This is a genomic window from Pseudomonas sp. UTLPPB19802, assembly GCF_059730225.1.
The window spans coordinates 473,666-489,802 of record NZ_AP048545.1 but is presented as its reverse complement, the minus strand read 5'-3'; the positions used below and the strand labels follow the sequence as shown (position 1 = coordinate 489,802).

Sequence of the window (16,137 nt, the reverse complement as noted above, 5' to 3'; positions counted from 1 at the left end):
CCGCTCGGCGCGTATTTGAAGAGACCCGACCATGAGCCTGACCATCACTCCCCTGAGCGCGGCCCTGGGTGCCCAGATCGACGGCATCGCCCTGAGCCAGCCGCTCAACCTCGAGCAGCGCGACGCCATCGAGCAGGCGCTGCTCAAATATCAGGTGCTGTTCTTTCGCAACCAGCCGCTGATCCCGCAGCAGCAGGCGGCGTTCGCGGCGAATTTCGGCGACCTGCATATCCATCCGATCTACCCGAACGTGCCGGAGCAGCCGCAGGTGCTGGTTCTCGATACGGCGGTGACCGATGTGCGTGACAACGCGATCTGGCATACCGACGTGACCTTCCTGCCGACTCCGGCTCTTGGTGCGGTGCTGGCGGCCAAGCAGTTGCCGGCCTTTGGGGGCGACACCCTGTGGGCCAGCGGGATCGCCGCGTTCGAGGCCTTGTCGGCACCGCTGCAGCGGTTGCTGGATGGGCTGACCGCGACGCACAACTTCATCAAGTCGTTCCCCGTCGAGCGCTTCGGCAATACGCCCGAGGACCTGGCGCGTTGGGAGGAAACCCGCAGGAAGAATCCGCCGCTGTCGCACCCGGTGATTCGCACGCACCCGGTGAGTGGGCGCAAGGCGTTGTTCGTCAACGAGGGTTTCACCACCCGTATCAATGAGCTGGAAGAGGCGGAGAGCGAGGCGATTCTCAAGCTGCTGTTCGCCCATGCAACGCGGCCGGAATTCACCATTCGCTGGCGCTGGCAGGAGAACGATGTGGCGTTCTGGGACAACCGCGTGACCCAGCACTACGCGGTGGATGACTACCGGCCGAACCGGCGGGTGATGCATCGCGCGACCATCCTCGGCGACGCACCGTTCTGACGTTGTAGGAGCAGGCGGTTCGATGAATCGACTTGCCCGCAAACCGCCATGGGCGGCCATACGAAACTGTTTTGAATGGCCGCCTCTCGCGGTTCGCGGGCAAGCCCTGCTCCTACAGACGGCCGTGTTGGAGTTTAGAGCGGGATGGCGCGCTTGGGCAGGTACGGCGGCAGGTACAGTCCCAGGTACGCATCGAACACCCGCATGCCTTCCTCGGCCATGCGCGGGGTGATCTGGTCGTGCAGCTGCATCGACCGCGCGTAGACCCGATCTCCCAGCTCCATCGCCAGGGCGAACACGTCGACATCGGTCGGCAACGTCGGCAGCTCGAAGTGGCGGATGAACAGTTTGTGCATCAGGTCGCCCAGCTCGATGTCGTGCTGGCGGTCGGCTTGGGTCACCTCGGCCAGGCCGTGCTGGGCGAGGATCAGTTGCCGGGCCGCGGCATCTTCGCTGTAGATCACCAGCATCCGCTGTTCCACCAGCCGTGACAGGTCGCGCCAGCTGTTGAGGCTGGCGTGGTCGATCGGTGCCTGCAGGCAGGCGCGAAAGGCCGCGTGGACATCGGCGGTGAGCGCTTCGAGCAGGGCCGGGACACTGGCGAAGAAGTGATAGACCGATGACGGCGGGATCTGCGCGCGCTCGGCGACGCTGTAGATCGACAGGCTGGCCACGCCCTCGGCGGCCAGCAGGGTGCGGGCGGCGTCGAGGATCGAGTCGATCCGCGCCTGGCTGCGTGCACGGGGTTTGCGGGCGGTGGCGGGGCGGGGCATGGGGTTCTCCGGCAGGGATGCCGGGGATTGTACGCGAGGATGCTTCGGCGGTGTCTTGTGGCGAGCGGGCTTGTCGGGACGCCGAATCACGGCGGCGCGAGGACGGTTCGGTGGTGTCTTATGGCAAGCGGGTCTTGTGGCGAGCGGGCTTGCCCGCGTTGGGGCGCGAAGCGGCCCCCAAAACCTGTCTCCCCGGTTTGGCTGATGCACCGAGCCGGCTGGTTTTACGGCTGCCTTGCAGCCGGGCGCGGGCAAGCCCGCTCGCCACAAGGCGGAGCGGCGTCTCGATATTCCTGGCAAAAAAACGCCGCAGGCCCTGGGGCCTGCGGCGTTCTTCTTTGCATTACCGCAACCGCTTACACGGTATGCAGGTACCAGTTGTACTCGAGGTCGGAGATGGAGTGTTCGAACTCCTCCAGCTCGCTTTCCTTGCAGGCCACGAAGATATCGATGTACTTCGGATCGATATAGCGGGCCATGACTTCGCTGTCGTCCAGCTCGCGCAGGGCATCGCGCAGGTTGTTCGGCAGGCTCTGCTCGTTCTGCTCGTAGCTGTTGCCTTCGGTCGGTGCGGGCGGCTCGACCTTGTTGGTCAGGCCGTGGTGCACGCCGGCCAGTACCGAGGCCATCAACAGGTACGGGTTGGCATCGGCGCCGGCAACTCGGTGTTCCAGGCGCACGGCGTCGGCCGAACCGGTCGGTACGCGCAGGGCCACGGTGCGGTTGTCCAGGCCCCAGCTCGGCGAGTTCGGCACGTAGAACTGCGCGCCGAAGCGACGGTAGGAGTTGACGTTCGGGCAGAGGAAGGCCATCTGCGCGGGCAGGGTCTCGAGCACACCGCCGATCGCGTGACGCAGCGCGGCGTTCTGCTCGGGATCCTCGCTGGCAAAAATGTTCTTGCCGTCTTTGTCGAGTACCGAGATGTGGACGTGCAGTCCATTACCCGCCTGGCCCGGATAGGGCTTGGCCATGAAGGTGGTGTCCATTTCATGGTCGTAGGCGATGTTCTTGATCAGGCGCTTGAGCAGGACCGCGTAGTCGCAGGCCTTGATCGGGTCGGCCACGTGGTGCAGGTTCACTTCGAACTGCGCCGGGGCGCTTTCCTTGACGATGGCGTCAGCCGGAATCCCTTGCTCCTTGGCACCTTCTAGGATGTCCTGGAGGCAGTCGACGTATTCGTCGAGGTCGTCGATCAGGTAGACCTGTGTCGAGTGCGGGCGTTTGCCGGAGATAGGGGAGCGGGGCGGTTGCGGGCGGCCATTCACGTTCTCCTGGTCGATCAGGTAGAACTCCAGTTCGAAGGCGGCGCAGATGGTCAGGCCGAGGTCATCAAACTTGCTTACAACTTGGCGGAGCACTTCACGAGGGTCGGCGAAGAAAGGATCGCCTTCGAGTTCGTGCATGGTCATCAGCAATTGCGCGGTGGGTCGCTTTTGCCAGGGTTCGTTGCTCAGGGTGCCGGGGATCGGGTAACAGATCCGGTCGGCATCGCCGATGTCCAGGCCCAGACCGGTGCTTTCCACTGTGGAGCCGTTGATGTCGAGGGCAAAAAGTGAGGCCGGCAGGTTGATGCCTTTCTCGTAAACCTTGTGGAGGCTGGTGCGTTCGATGCGCTTGCCTCGCACCACACCATTCATATCCGCAATCAGAAGGTCGACGTACAGAACCTCAGGATGTTCCTTAAGGAACACGTTCGCTTCGTTAAGCTGAACGGCACGCGGGGGTACCGACATGATGCAACACCTTTGTTGTTAAAAATATCAATCATTGATCTTTTCTGGTTTCAGTCAACCCGAACGGCATGCCGAAGTCAAGCCAGGCAATTTCTGCCCTGAAAAAGCGCCCGAGTGGCTTTTTTGGGGCATTTTGGGGCGTTTTTTCCCTGATAAATCCCATGGGCACCGCAGGCTTGAGCGGGCCGTGTTGTATTTTTTACGGGGGTGTTGTGTAAAAAAATGAACAAGGCTAAGCTCGATTAAAACCCATAACAGCAATAATACCGGGGTGTTTCATGTCTCGCCTGCCGTTGATCGGCGTCACCGCCTGCTCTAAACAGGTTGGTTTGCATGGTTATCACATCAGTGGTGACAAGTATGTCCGTGCAGTCGCAAGTGCTGCCAAGGGCTTGCCGCTGATCATTCCCTCGCTGGCGGAACTGTTCGAACCGTCCGATATTCTGGACAGTGTCGACGGCCTTCTTTTTACCGGCTCTCTCTCCCATGTCGAACCGCATTTGTACGGCGGTCCGGCCAGCGAGCCGGGCACCGCTCATGATTCTGCACGCAACCGCACCACCGTGCCGCTGATCCGTGTCGCCGTGACGGCGGAACTCACAGTCAACCCGGTTCCCGGACTGGTCGAGGCGGTCTCTGTGGTGGGCGGCAAGGCTTTTGCTTCGAGGGGGCAATGGCACCCGGAATGGCAGGTCAGGTCCAACCCGGCCTACCTCGGCATTTTCCAGGCTTTTGGCGAGGTTTGCCGAAAACGGGCAAAACAACGTGATAGTGATGCGCTTAGTAACACCTGACTCCTATTATGTAGCTCAGGAAACCCAGCCCAGAGGCATTTATGAGTAACAACCTCGACCAGCTCACCGATTGGTTGAAAGACCACAAGATCACAGAAGTCGAATGCATGATTGGCGACCTGACCGGCATCACCCGAGGCAAGATCTCGCCAACCAACAAGTTCATCGCCGAAAAGGGCATGCGCCTGCCCGAGAGCGTCCTGTTGCAGACCGTGACCGGCGACTACGTCGAAGACGACATCTATTACGAACTGCTCGACCCGGCGGACATCGACATGATCTGCCGCCCTGACGGTAACGCGGTGTACCTGGTGCCCTGGGCCATCGAACCGACCGCCCAGGTGATCCACGACACCTACGACAAGCAGGGCAACCCGATCGAGCTGTCGCCGCGCAACGTGCTCAAGAAGGTCCTGAAACTCTATGCCGACCGTGGTTGGCAGCCGATCGTCGCACCGGAAATGGAGTTCTACCTGACCAAGCGCAGCGACGACCCGGACTATCCGCTGCAGCCGCCGGTGGGCCGCTCCGGTCGCCCGGAAATCGGTCGCCAGTCGTTCTCCATCGAGGCGGCGAACGAATTCGACCCGCTGTTCGAGGATGTCTACGACTGGTGCGAACTGCAGGAACTGGACCTCGACACGCTGATCCACGAGGACGGCACGGCGCAGATGGAAATCAACTTCCGTCACGGCGATGCCCTGTCCCTGGCCGACCAGATCCTGGTGTTCAAGCGCACCATGCGCGAGGCGGCGCTCAAGCACGATGTGGCGGCGACCTTCATGGCCAAGCCGATGACCGGCGAGCCGGGCAGCGCCATGCACCTGCACCAGAGCATCATCGACATCCAGACCGGCAAGAACATCTTCTCCAATGAAGACGGGACCAAGAGCGAGCTGTTCCTCAACCACATCGGCGGCCTGCAGAGGCTGATTCCCGAGCTGTTGCCGCTGTTTGCGCCGAACGTCAACTCGTTCCGCCGCTTCCTGCCGGACACCTCGGCCCCGGTGAACGTCGAGTGGGGCGAAGAGAACCGCACCGTCGGACTGCGTGTGCCGGATGCCGGCCCGCAGAACCGTCGGGTGGAAAACCGCCTGCCGGGCGCCGACGCCAACCCCTACCTGGCGATCGCCGCGAGCCTGCTGTGCGGCTTCATCGGCATGGTCGAAGGCATCACGCCGAGCGCGCCGGTGGTCGGTCGTGGCTACGAGCGACGCAACCTGCGCCTGCCACTGACCATCGAGGACGCCCTGGAGCGCATGGAAAACAGCAAGACCATCGAAAAGTACCTGGGCAAGAAATTCATCACTGGCTACGTCGCGGTAAAGCGGGCCGAGCATGAAAACTTCAAGCGTGTCATCAGTTCGTGGGAGCGGGAATTCCTGCTCTTCGCCGTCTGATGCAGCGGGCGCGGCGGGTTCCTGGCCGCGCCTTCACTGGAATCTAGGAGATCCGTATGACCAGCAACAACCCGCAAACCCGTGAGTGGCAAGCCCTCAGCAGTGATCATCACCTGGCCCCCTTCAGCGACTTCAAGCAACTGAAGGAAAAAGGCCCGCGCATCATCACCAACGCCAAGGGCGTCTATCTCTGGGACAGCGAGGGCAACAAGATCCTCGACGGCATGGCCGGCCTGTGGTGCGTGGCGGTCGGGTACGGGCGCGACGAGCTGGCCGACGCCGCCAGCAAGCAGATGCGCGAACTGCCTTATTACAACCTGTTCTTCCAGACCGCCCACCCGCCGGCGCTGGAACTGGCCAAGGTGATCTCCGAGATCGCGCCCGAGGGCATGAACCACGTGTTCTTCACCGGTTCCGGCTCCGAAGGCAACGACACCATGCTGCGCATGGTTCGCCACTACTGGGCGATCAAGGGCCAGCCGCAGAAGAAGACCATCATCAGCCGCAAGAACGGCTATCACGGTTCGACCGTGGCCGGCGCCAGCCTGGGCGGCATGACCTACATGCACGAGCAGGGCGACCTGCCGATCCCGGGCATCGTCCACATCCCGCAGCCGTACTGGTTCGGTGAAGGCGGCGACATGAGCCCGGAAGAGTTCGGCATCTGGGCGGCCAACCAACTGGAAGAGAAGATTCTCGAAGTGGGCGTGGACAATGTCGGCGCGTTCATCGCCGAGCCGATCCAGGGCGCTGGCGGGGTGATCGTGCCGCCGGACAGCTACTGGCCGCGGGTCAAGGAAATCCTCGCCAAGTACGACATCCTGTTCGTCGCCGACGAGGTGATCTGCGGTTTCGGCCGTACCGGTGAGTGGTTCGGTAGCGATTTCTACGGCCTCAAGCCGCACATGATGACCATCGCCAAGGGCCTGACCTCCGGCTACATCCCCATGGGTGGCCTGATCGTGCGCGACGATGTGGTCGCGGTGCTCAACGAAGGTGGCGATTTCAACCACGGGTTCACCTACTCCGGGCATCCGGTGGCGGCGGCGGTGGCGCTGGAAAACATCCGCATCCTGCGCGATGAAAAAATTATCGAGCGGGCCCATGCCGAAACGGCACCCTATTTGCAAAAGCGTCTGCGGGAACTGAACGATCACCCATTGGTGGGTGAGGTTCGCGGTGTGGGTCTGCTGGGGGCCATCGAACTGGTCAAGGACAAGACCACCCGTTCGCGGTATGAAGGCAAGGGCGTCGGCATGATCTGCCGGCAGTTCTGCTTCGACAACGGCCTGATCATGCGTGCTGTCGGCGACACCATGATCATTGCCCCGCCACTGGTGATCAGCAAGGACGAGATCGACGAGCTGGTGGCCAAGGCGCGTCAATGCCTGGACCTGACCCTGAGTGCGTTGCAGGGCTAGGTGCTAGGCTCTGAGCGCAAGCGAGTTGTCGGCGCTTTCGCCCGGAGTGATCAGAAAGGCCTGTCTTTTCTTGAAAGCCGGCCTTGGATCTTGCCAGACTACCCCACTGTTCCGAGTCGCCCGGGAATCGGCCGCCGAACAGCTGGTTAAAAAGAAAAATTGGAGCATGACGCATGAAGGCATTAGGTTTGAAGAACGCTGGCAAGACTCTCCTGGCCCTGTCCATGGCCGGAGCGATGGCCGGTGCCGCTCACGCGGACGACAAAGTGCTGCACGTTTACAACTGGTCCGACTACATCGCACCGGACACCATCGCGAACTTTGAGAAAGAGTCCGGGATCAAGGTCGTCTACGACGTGTTCGACAGCAACGAAACCCTGGAAGCCAAGCTGCTGGCCGGCAAGTCCGGCTACGACATCGTGGTGCCGTCCAACAACTTCCTGGCCAAGCAGATCAAGGCTGGCGTCTACCAGGAGCTGGACAAGTCCAAGCTGTCCAACTATGACAACCTGAACAAATCGCTGCTCAAGGCGGTTTCGGTCAGCGACCCGGGCAACCAGCACGCCTTCCCGTACATGTGGGGCTCGATCGGCATCGGCTACAACCCGGAGAAGGTCAAGGCCGCGCTAGGCGTGGACAAGATCGATTCGTGGGACACCCTGCTCAAGCCGGAGAACATCGCCAAGCTCAAGAGCTGCGGCGTGAGCTTCCTCGACTCGCCGACCGAGATGATCCCGGTGGCGCTGCACTACCTGGGCCTGCCAACCGACAGCCAGAAGAAGGATGACATCAAGAAGGCCGAGGAACTGTTCCTGAAGATCCGTCCTTCGATCACCTACTTCCACTCGTCCAAGTACATCTCGGACCTGGCCAACGGCAACATCTGCGTGGCCGTCGGCTACTCGGGTGATATCCAGCAGGCCAAGTCCCGCGCTGCCGAAGCCGGTGACAAGGTGAAAGTCAGCTACGCCATTCCGAAGGAAGGTGCTGGCAGCTTCTACGACATGGTCGCCATTCCGAAAGACGCCGAGAACGTCGACGGTGCCTACAAGTTCATGAACTACCTGCTCAAGCCGGAAGTCATGGCGGCGATCACCGACAGCGTGCGTTTCCCGAACGGGAACGAGAAGGCTACGCCACTGGTCGACAAGAGCATCACCAGCGATCCGGGCATCTACCCGCCAGCTGACGTGCAGGCCAAGCTCTACGCCATCGCCGACCTGCCGGCCGCTACCCAGCGTGAGCTGACCCGCAGCTGGACCAAGATCAAGTCGGGCAAGTAACCCGCCTGGTGTAACACCGCTCCACCTGCTGGAACCAGGCTCATCCGGGGCTCGGTTCCAGCAGGATAAATATCAATCAAAGAAAACTTTTGCTGGATCGGCTTATCGAGGGTAAGTTGCGCGCCGGTTTTGCCGTCGGGCGGTTCAGACGCCATATGGCCCGGGCAACTCAGGCCCAACTATTGAGAGGACCTCCGAGTGTCTATTTCTTTGTTTTGCAAGACTTTGCTGGTTGGCGCAGGCCTGACGCTGACTGTCAGTACATACGCTGCACCGACCGTGCATATTTATAACTGGTCCGATTATATCGGCGAGAAAACCCTGGCCGATTTTGAGAAGGCCACCGGTATCAAGCCGGTGTATGACGTCTTCGATTCCAATGAAACCCTGGAAGGCAAGTTGCTGGCCGGACATACCGGGTATGACGTGGTGGTACCGTCCAACCACTTCCTCGGCAAGCAGATCAAGGCCGGCGCCTTCCAGAAGCTCGACAAGTCGCTGCTGCCCGATTACGCCAACCTCGACCCGGCGCTGATGAAGCGCCTGGAGAAGAACGATCCGGGCAATCAGTACGCCGTGCCGTACCTGTGGGGTACCAACGGCATCGGCTACAACGTCGAGAAGGTCAAGGCCGCGCTGGGCGTCGACAAGATCGACTCCTGGGCGATGCTGTTCGAGCCGGAAAACATCAAGAAGCTCTCCAGCTGCGGGGTGGCGTTCCTCGACTCGGCCGATGAAATGCTCCCGGCGGTGCTGAACTACATGGGCCTGAGCCCCAACAGCACCAACGAGAAGGACTACAAGGCGGCCGAGGAAAAACTGCTCAAGGTCCGTCCGTACGTGACCTACTTCAACTCGTCCAAGTACATCTCCGACCTCGCCAACGGCGAGATCTGCGTGGCGGCCGGGTTCTCCGGCGACGTGTTCCAGGCGAAAAAACGTGCCGAAGAGGCGAAGAAGGGCGTGGATATCGCCTACGTGATTCCCAAGGAAGGCGGCAACCTCTGGTTCGACATGCTGGCGATCCCCAAGGACGCCAGCAACGTCAAGGAGGCCCACGCTTTCATCAATTATCTGCTGCAACCTGAAGCGATCGCCCAGGTCAGCGATTATGTCGGCTATGCCAACCCGAACCCAAAGGCTGGCGAACTGATGGATCAGGCCGTGCGCACCGACGAAGCGGTTTACCCACCGCAAGCTGTAGTGGACAAGCTGTACGTCAACTCGGAACTACCCCCGAAAATCCAACGTGTGATGACCCGTAGCTGGACCCGGATCAAGTCGGGCAAATAGTCCGCAGGGCCCTCGGGTCAAACCATTCAATGCCGGGCCGTCTTGGCCCTGCAGTTAAATTTTGTTGGGAGTTTTGCAAATGGCTGTTGCCTCCGGCGCCTATAAGAAAGCCCTCGAAGGCGACCAATCACCCAAGCAGGTGTTGGTCAAGATCGACCGGGTCACGAAGAAGTTCGACGAGACGATCGCCGTGGACGATGTGTCCCTGGAAATCAAGAAGGGCGAGATCTTCGCCCTGCTTGGCGGCTCGGGTTCGGGCAAGTCCACCTTGCTGCGCATGCTCGCCGGTTTCGAGCGGCCCACCGAAGGCCGGATCTACCTCGATGGCGTGGACATCACCGACATGCCGCCCTACGAGCGGCCGATCAACATGATGTTCCAGTCCTATGCCCTGTTCCCGCACATGACCGTGGCGCAGAACATCGCCTTCGGCCTGCAGCAGGACAAGATCCCGAAAGCCGAGATCGATGCCCGTGTGGCCGAAATGCTCAAGCTGGTGCAGATGAGCCAGTACGCCAAGCGCAAGCCGCACCAACTGTCTGGTGGCCAGCGCCAGCGTGTGGCCCTGGCCCGTTCCCTGGCCAAGCGGCCGAAGCTGTTGCTGCTCGACGAGCCCATGGGTGCTCTGGACAAGAAGCTGCGCTCGCAGATGCAGCTTGAGCTTGTCGAGATCATCGAGCGCGTCGGCGTGACCTGCGTCATGGTGACCCACGACCAGGAAGAGGCCATGACCATGGCCGAGCGGATCGCCATCATGCACCTCGGCTGGATCGCCCAGATCGGCAGCCCGATCGACGTCTACGAGACCCCGACCAGCCGCCTGGTCTGCGAGTTCATCGGCAACGTCAACCTGTTCGACGGTGAAGTGGTCGATGACGCCGAAGGTTATGCGCGCATTGCCAGCCCGGAGCTGGAGCGCAGCATCTATGTCGGCCACGGCGTGAGCACCTCGGTGCAGGACAAGCGCGTGACCTACGCGATCCGTCCGGAGAAGCTGCTGGTCACCACCACCCAGCCGCAGTGCGAGCACAACTGGTCGCGCGGCAAGGTCCACGATATCGCCTACCTGGGCGGCCACTCGGTATTCTACGTCGAGCTGCCGAGCGGCAAGCTGGTGCAGTCCTTCGTCGCCAACGCCGAACGCCAGGGCGCACGGCCGACCTGGGGTGACGAAGTGTTCGTCTGGTGGGAAGACGACAGCGGCGTGGTACTGCGCTCATGAACATGCGAAAACTCAAGCGTCGGCTGCAACGAATAACCCCCTCTGGCCGCCATGTGGTCATCGGGATCCCTTTCCTCTGGCTGTTCCTGTTCTTCATGCTGCCGTTCTTCATCGTCCTGAAGATCAGCTTCGCTGAAGCGGACGTGGCGATTCCGCCGTACACCGAGATCTACACCTTCGTCGAGCAGAAGCTGCAACTGGTACTGAACCTCGGCAACTACTCGATGCTGGGTGACGACGAGCTGTACCTGGCGGCGTACCTCGGTTCCCTGAAGATGGCCTTCGTCAGCACGCTGTTGTGCCTGCTGATCGGCTATCCGATGGCCTACGCCATCTCCAAGGCGCGCAAGGAAGTGCAGACCGTGCTGGTACTGCTGATCATGATGCCGACCTGGACCGCGATCCTGATCCGCGTCTATGCCTGGATGGGCATCCTCAGCAACAACGGGCTGCTCAACAGCTTCCTGTTGTGGACCGGCCTGATCAGCGAGCCGCTGCAGATCCTCAACACCAACCTGGCGGTGTACATCGGTGTGGTCTACTCGTACCTGCCGTTCATGATCCTGCCGCTCTACGCCAACCTGGTGAAACACGATGCCAGCCTGCTGGAAGCCGCGTCGGACCTGGGTTCGAGTACCTTCAACAGCTTCTGGAAGATCACCGTGCCGCTGTCGAAGAACGGCATCATCGCCGGCTGCATGCTGGTGTTCATCCCGGTAGTGGGCGAGTTCGTGATCCCCGAGCTGCTCGGCGGTCCGGAAACGCTGATGATCGGCAAGGTGCTGTGGCAGGAATTCTTCAACAACCGTGACTGGCCGGTAGCGTCCGCACTCGCCGTGGTGATGCTGGCGATCCTGATCGTACCGATCATCCTGTTCAACCGCAGCCAGGCCAAGGAAATGGAGGGCAGGGTATGAAGCGCTTCAGTTTCTCGAGTCTGATGCTGGTGGTAGGCCTGCTGTTCATCTACCTGCCGATGCTGATCCTGGTGATCTACTCGTTCAACGCCTCCAAGCTGGTGACGGTGTGGGGCGGCTGGTCGGTGAAGTGGTATGTCGGCCTGCTCGACAATACCCAGCTGATGGGCTCGGTCGCCCGCTCGCTGGAAATCGCCTGCTACACCGCCGTCGCGGCCGTGGCGCTGGGTACCCTGGCGGCGTTCGTGCTGACCCGGATCACCCACTTCAAGGGCCGCACCCTGTTCGGTGGCATGGTCACCGCACCGCTGGTGATGCCGGAAGTGATCACCGGCCTGTCGCTGCTGCTGCTGTTCGTGGCCATGGCGCAGATGGTCGGCTGGCCCCAGGAGCGTGGCATCGCCACCATCTGGATCGCCCACACGACCTTCTGCTCGGCCTACGTGGCGGTGGTGGTGTCGGCGCGCCTGCGGGAGCTGGACCTGTCCATCGAAGAAGCAGCCATGGACCTCGGTGCGCGGCCGTGGAAGGTGTTCTTCCTGATCACCATCCCGATGATCGCGCCATCGCTGGCGGCGGGCGGCATGATGTCGTTCGCCCTGTCGCTGGATGACCTGGTACTGGCCAGCTTCGTTTCCGGGCCGGGGTCGACCACCCTGCCGATGGAAGTGTTCTCGGCGGTGCGCCTGGGCGTGAAGCCGGAGATCAACGCGGTGGCGAGCCTGATCCTGCTGGCGGTATCGCTGGTGACCTTCCTGGTCTGGTACTTCAGTCGCCAGGCCGAAGAGCGTCGTCGCAAGGCGATCCAGCAGGCCATCGAGGAAAGCGCGGCGGACTCCTGGAAACAGCCGGACGTGCGGCGACCATCGGCTGCGGTGGAAACCGTATGATCCGCTAAAAGCTTCGCGGGCAAGCCCGGCTCCTACAAGGTTGGTGCCGTACAAAAAATGGTGGACGACACTATTCTGTAGGAGCCGGGCTTGTCGGGGCGCCGAACCGCCGCGAATGGGGCCTCCCGGATTTCACTCGGCCCACGGCGAACGCCGGATCACCTCGACGAAATTCATCGGCTTGAAACTCGTATCCTTGTCCCTCAACACGTCGGTCTTGACGTTGCCGAAGGTGGTCTGCGGACGATGGCGCAAGCCGTCGGCAAACGCACAGATGATGCACTCCTTGAACTGCTCCCCCCGTGGGTGCGCATGCACCACCGCTTCACGCTGTGCCGCGGGAAACGCGGCGTAGTCCATCCCCAGCACATCCATCTCCACTCCCGCGGTCACCAGGGCCACGGTCGGACGCAGGTATTGCGGTATACCCGGCGTGGTGTGCAGGGCGATCGACAGCCAGACCTGCTCGATATCGTCGTCCGACAGCCCATAGGGCTGCATGAAGGCCTTGGCGGCGTTGGCGCCGTCGACTTCGAAACGGTCGTGGTCACTGCGCTGGCCTTCCACCAGGCCGAGGTCGTGGAACATCGCGCCGATGTAGAGCAGTTCCGGGTTGTAGGCCAGTTGCTTGCGCTCGCCGCTCAGGGCGCCGAACAGGAATACCCGGCGCGAGTGGTGGTAGAGCAGGTCGCTCTCCACATCGCGAATGTACTCGGTGGCCGCCCTGGCCAGCGCGCTGTCGGGGATCCGGATGCCGGCGATGGTGTTGCTCATGGTGGTGACTCCTCTGGCGAGCGCCGGGGTGGCGCCGATGGAATCAGTCTGGCGCCGGGTGGGTTTGGCTGCTATTGATACAGGGTGACGATTCCAGCCATTCGCGGCGGGTTTCACGCCAGCCGCCGCATGCGTCTCGTATCCCCGCAGGCCTTTGGGTACCGTAGGCCCGGTTCGGCGGTTTTCCGTACGGAACCAGACGTTGATCCGAAAGAGGCTTGTTCCATGACCCGTACCGTCGCCGTCGTCGTGTTTTCCGGTGTCCAGTCCCTGGATGTCACCGGGCCGATGGATGTATTTGCCGAGGCCAATCGCTTCCTGGGGCCCGAGGCGGGGTACCGCCTGGAGGTGATTGGCGTCGAGCGCGGCTGGGTGCCTTGTTCCAATGGCCTGGCGATCCAGGCACACCGGCATTTCAGCGAAGCGCTGGAACGCTACGACCTGCTGTTGTGCGCCGGTGGGCCGAACTTGCCGGGGCAGGACTTCGGGGTGGAGTTCCATGCCTGGCTGCGGGCCGCGGCTGGCCGTGCCGGGTTGTTTGGCTCGATCTGCAACGGCGCGTTCATGCTGGGGCGGGCCGGGCTGCTGGAGGGGCGGACGGTGACCACCCACTGGAACGACGCGCAGGCGCTGGCCGAGTTGTGCTCGACGGCACGGGTCGAGGCCGATCGTCTGTATGTGCAGGATGGCGAGCTGTTCACCTCGGCGGGGGTGACGGCGGGAATCGACCTGTCGCTGTACCTGCTGTCCCGGAATCATGGCAGCGCAGTCGCCTTGAGCGTGGCCCGGCGACTGCTGGTGTTCACCCAGCGTTCGGGGGGCCAGTCGCAATTCAGTCCCTACCTGACACCCCATGCCGAGCCGGGTTCGGCCGTGGCCCAGGTGCAGGCGTATGTACTGGCGCATCTGACGGCGGACCTGAGCATTGCTGAGCTGGCGAAGGCGGCGAACATGAGCGCGCGCAATTTCTCTCGAGTCTTCGTCCGCGAAAGCGGCGTGACCCCGGCGGAGTTCGTCGAAAGCGCGCGGGTTGATGCGGCGCGGGTGCTGCTGGAAAGCAGTGGGGCGCCGTTGAAGACCATCGCCTATGAGTGCGGGTTTCGCGATGCGCACCACATGCGCAGTGTGTTCCAGCGGCGGTTGGGGGTGAGCGCGCAGCAGTTTCGGCAGAATTTTGCCGGGTTGGCTTGAGGTCTTGTGGTTGGCTGTCTGGCCCCTTCGCGGGCAAGCCCCGCTCCTACAGTTATTTGGCGATCACAACATTTGTGCACGACACAGGCTTTGTAGGAGCCGGGCTTGCCCGCGAAGAGGCCCTTGAAGTCGACGCAACTCATGAAGTGCCCGATAGAGCCCGTGACAACCAGGCGTCCGGGCTCTGCTGGAACGGCGGCGGGAATAACTTACGACTTCAGGCTGTCATACGCCTCCAGCGCATGCAGCGAGTAGATGTACGCCGCCCCGGCATTCAGCGAAATCGCCGTGGCCAGCGCCGCGGCGACTTCCTCGCGGGTCGCGCCGGCCTTGATCGCCGCGTCGGTGTGGGCGCCGATGCAACCGTCACAGCGGGTGGAGATCGCCACGGCGATGGAAATCAGCTCGCGGGTCTTGGCATCCAGCACATTGTTTTCGGCAGCGGCTTCACCCAGCTTCATATAGGCCTGGACCATCTTGGGGTTGGACTTGCCCAATGCGCCAAAGGCGTTCTTGATGGTGGGCAACAGTTCGGACCAATTGAGAAACATCGTGGTAACTCCTGAAAGGCTGACGGTAGACTGCGTAAGCAACGAATCCAGTTTCATTCATTCGGTTCAGTCACTTTTGTTCGATCCACTCAACCCTTTGTCCGATAGGCGCAAATGAACTCGATCGATAGGCTCATCGGGCTGGCCGGCGTGCGCGGCAGCCTGGACTTGCGTTGCCAGTTGCAGGGCGATTGGGCGCTGGATCACGAGCAGGAGAACGCCGGTATCGCGCCCTATCACATCGTGCTGACGGGGGAGTGCCAGGTCGAACTGCCCAGCGGGCCGGCGGTACGCCTGGGGGCGGGGGACATCCTGGTGTTGCCCGGCGGCGGCACACACCTGTTGCGCAGCGAGGGGCGGCGGGTGGCACCAATGGCCACGCAGGTCGACCAGGGTGGCTTGCTGCCGCTGCACCGGATTGGCCGCGCGGGACCCGCGCTCGATCTGCTCTGTGGGCGCTTTCATTACCAGCGTGAGTCCATGCTGTTCGCCGCTCTGCCACCTTACCTGGTGGTGTCCAGTCGCGACCTGCCGGCCAGCGGCCAGTTGGCGGCGCTGGTGGGGTTGTTGCGGGTGGAGGCCGATGGCGACCAGGCCGGTGCGCGATTCCTGGTGGATGCGCTGTCGTCGGCGCTGTTCACGTTGATTCTGCGGGTTTATCTGCAACAGCATCTACAGGCCAGCGGCACCCTGGCCCTACTGGCCGACAAACGCCTGAGCCGGGCCTGGCAGGGCATGCTGGATGACCCGGCCCACGAATGGAGCATCGACAGCCTGGCGGCGCTGGCGAACATGTCGCGGGCGACCTTCATGCGCGCGTTCGTCAAGGTCGCGGGGGCGTCGCCGTGGGTGCTGCTCACTCGGGTGCGGATGGAACTGGCCTATGGCTTGCTGAGCAATTCGCACCTGGGCTTGAGCGATATCGCGCTGCAGGCGGGGTACCAGTCGCAGGCGGCGTTCAGCAAGAAGTTCAAGGAACTCTATGGGCTGGCGCCGGGGCAGGTGCGCAAGGCCGGGGCTTAGGCGCCGC

15 protein-coding genes are annotated in these 16,137 nt (G+C 62.1%); 11 read left to right on the top strand and 4 right to left on the bottom strand.

Going from position 1 to position 16,137, the window contains the following annotated elements:
* The first annotated feature begins 31 nt into the window (after positions 1-31).
* On the top strand, positions 32-865 hold the full coding sequence (tauD, locus tag AC6I6U_RS02230; protein WP_497880453.1) for a taurine dioxygenase: 834 nt from the start codon (positions 32-34) through the stop codon (positions 863-865).
* A gap of 134 nt (positions 866-999) precedes the next feature.
* Here tauD and AC6I6U_RS02225 read toward each other — a convergent pair whose 3' ends face one another.
* Both AC6I6U_RS02225 and AC6I6U_RS02220 read right to left on the bottom strand, forming a co-directional pair.
* Complete coding sequence (locus tag AC6I6U_RS02225) at positions 1,000-1,638, bottom strand: TetR/AcrR family transcriptional regulator (protein WP_497880452.1); 639 nt, start codon at positions 1,636-1,638, stop codon at positions 1,000-1,002.
* Positions 1,639-1,994: 356 nt separating this feature from the next.
* Positions 1,995-3,371 carry a glutamine synthetase family protein gene (locus AC6I6U_RS02220; protein ID WP_497880451.1) on the bottom strand — a complete coding sequence of 459 codons (1,377 nt, stop codon included), beginning with the start codon at positions 3,369-3,371 and terminating at the stop codon, positions 1,995-1,997.
* Between the two features lie 278 nt (positions 3,372-3,649).
* On the opposite strand from AC6I6U_RS02220, the gene AC6I6U_RS02215 reads away from it, so the two are divergent.
* The 8 genes from AC6I6U_RS02215 to AC6I6U_RS02180 all read left to right on the top strand — a co-directional run bounded on the left by AC6I6U_RS02215 (position 3,650) and on the right by AC6I6U_RS02180 (position 12,591).
* Positions 3,650-4,165 carry a gamma-glutamyl-gamma-aminobutyrate hydrolase family protein gene (locus tag AC6I6U_RS02215; protein ID WP_497880450.1) on the top strand — a complete coding sequence of 172 codons (516 nt, stop codon included), beginning with the start codon at positions 3,650-3,652 and terminating at the stop codon, positions 4,163-4,165.
* Between the two features lie 41 nt (positions 4,166-4,206).
* Positions 4,207-5,565 (top strand): glutamine synthetase family protein, encoded by a 1,359-nt coding sequence (locus AC6I6U_RS02210; protein ID WP_497880449.1) that lies wholly within the window; start codon positions 4,207-4,209, stop codon positions 5,563-5,565.
* A gap of 56 nt (positions 5,566-5,621) precedes the next feature.
* Positions 5,622-6,986, top strand: a complete 1,365-nt coding sequence (locus tag AC6I6U_RS02205; RefSeq protein ID WP_497880448.1) for an aspartate aminotransferase family protein — start codon at positions 5,622-5,624, stop codon at positions 6,984-6,986.
* 173 nt (positions 6,987-7,159) lie between these two features.
* Positions 7,160-8,269 carry a polyamine ABC transporter substrate-binding protein gene (locus AC6I6U_RS02200; RefSeq protein WP_497880447.1) on the top strand — a complete coding sequence of 370 codons (1,110 nt, stop codon included), beginning with the start codon at positions 7,160-7,162 and terminating at the stop codon, positions 8,267-8,269.
* Positions 8,270-8,467: 198 nt separating this feature from the next.
* Positions 8,468-9,562, top strand: coding sequence for a polyamine ABC transporter substrate-binding protein (locus tag AC6I6U_RS02195; RefSeq protein ID WP_497880446.1), 1,095 nt, complete (start codon positions 8,468-8,470; stop codon positions 9,560-9,562).
* A 79-nt stretch (positions 9,563-9,641) separates the two neighbouring features.
* Complete coding sequence (locus AC6I6U_RS02190; protein ID WP_186683849.1) at positions 9,642-10,784, top strand: ABC transporter ATP-binding protein; 1,143 nt, start codon at positions 9,642-9,644, stop codon at positions 10,782-10,784.
* A complete protein-coding gene (locus tag AC6I6U_RS02185) occupies positions 10,781-11,701 on the top strand; it encodes an ABC transporter permease subunit (protein WP_497880445.1) in 921 nt (306 codons plus the stop codon). The genes AC6I6U_RS02190 and AC6I6U_RS02185 overlap by 4 nt, the downstream gene beginning before the upstream one ends.
* Positions 11,698-12,591 (top strand): ABC transporter permease subunit, encoded by an 894-nt coding sequence (locus AC6I6U_RS02180; RefSeq protein WP_497880444.1) that lies wholly within the window; start codon positions 11,698-11,700, stop codon positions 12,589-12,591. The genes AC6I6U_RS02185 and AC6I6U_RS02180 overlap by 4 nt, the downstream gene beginning before the upstream one ends.
* A gap of 132 nt (positions 12,592-12,723) precedes the next feature.
* Here the strand turns inward: AC6I6U_RS02180 and AC6I6U_RS02175 are convergent, their stop codons facing one another.
* Positions 12,724-13,365 carry an HD domain-containing protein gene (locus tag AC6I6U_RS02175; protein WP_497880443.1) on the bottom strand — a complete coding sequence of 214 codons (642 nt, stop codon included), beginning with the start codon at positions 13,363-13,365 and terminating at the stop codon, positions 12,724-12,726.
* Between the two features lie 225 nt (positions 13,366-13,590).
* Here AC6I6U_RS02175 and AC6I6U_RS02170 point away from each other — a divergent pair, with 225 nt between their 5' ends.
* A complete protein-coding gene (locus AC6I6U_RS02170) occupies positions 13,591-14,556 on the top strand; it encodes a GlxA family transcriptional regulator (protein WP_497880442.1) in 966 nt (321 codons plus the stop codon).
* 209 nt (positions 14,557-14,765) lie between these two features.
* On the opposite strand, the gene AC6I6U_RS02165 is transcribed toward AC6I6U_RS02170, so the two are convergent.
* The gene (locus AC6I6U_RS02165) at positions 14,766-15,107 is read right to left on the bottom strand and encodes a carboxymuconolactone decarboxylase family protein (protein ID WP_100944057.1); all 342 of its coding nucleotides are present in this window, start codon (positions 15,105-15,107) and stop codon (positions 14,766-14,768) included.
* Between the two features lie 114 nt (positions 15,108-15,221).
* On the opposite strand from AC6I6U_RS02165, the gene AC6I6U_RS02160 reads away from it, so the two are divergent.
* Entirely contained in the window at positions 15,222-16,130 is a 909-nt protein-coding gene (locus AC6I6U_RS02160) for an AraC family transcriptional regulator (RefSeq protein ID WP_497880441.1), read from the top strand.
* Positions 16,131-16,137: the final 7 nt, after the last annotated feature.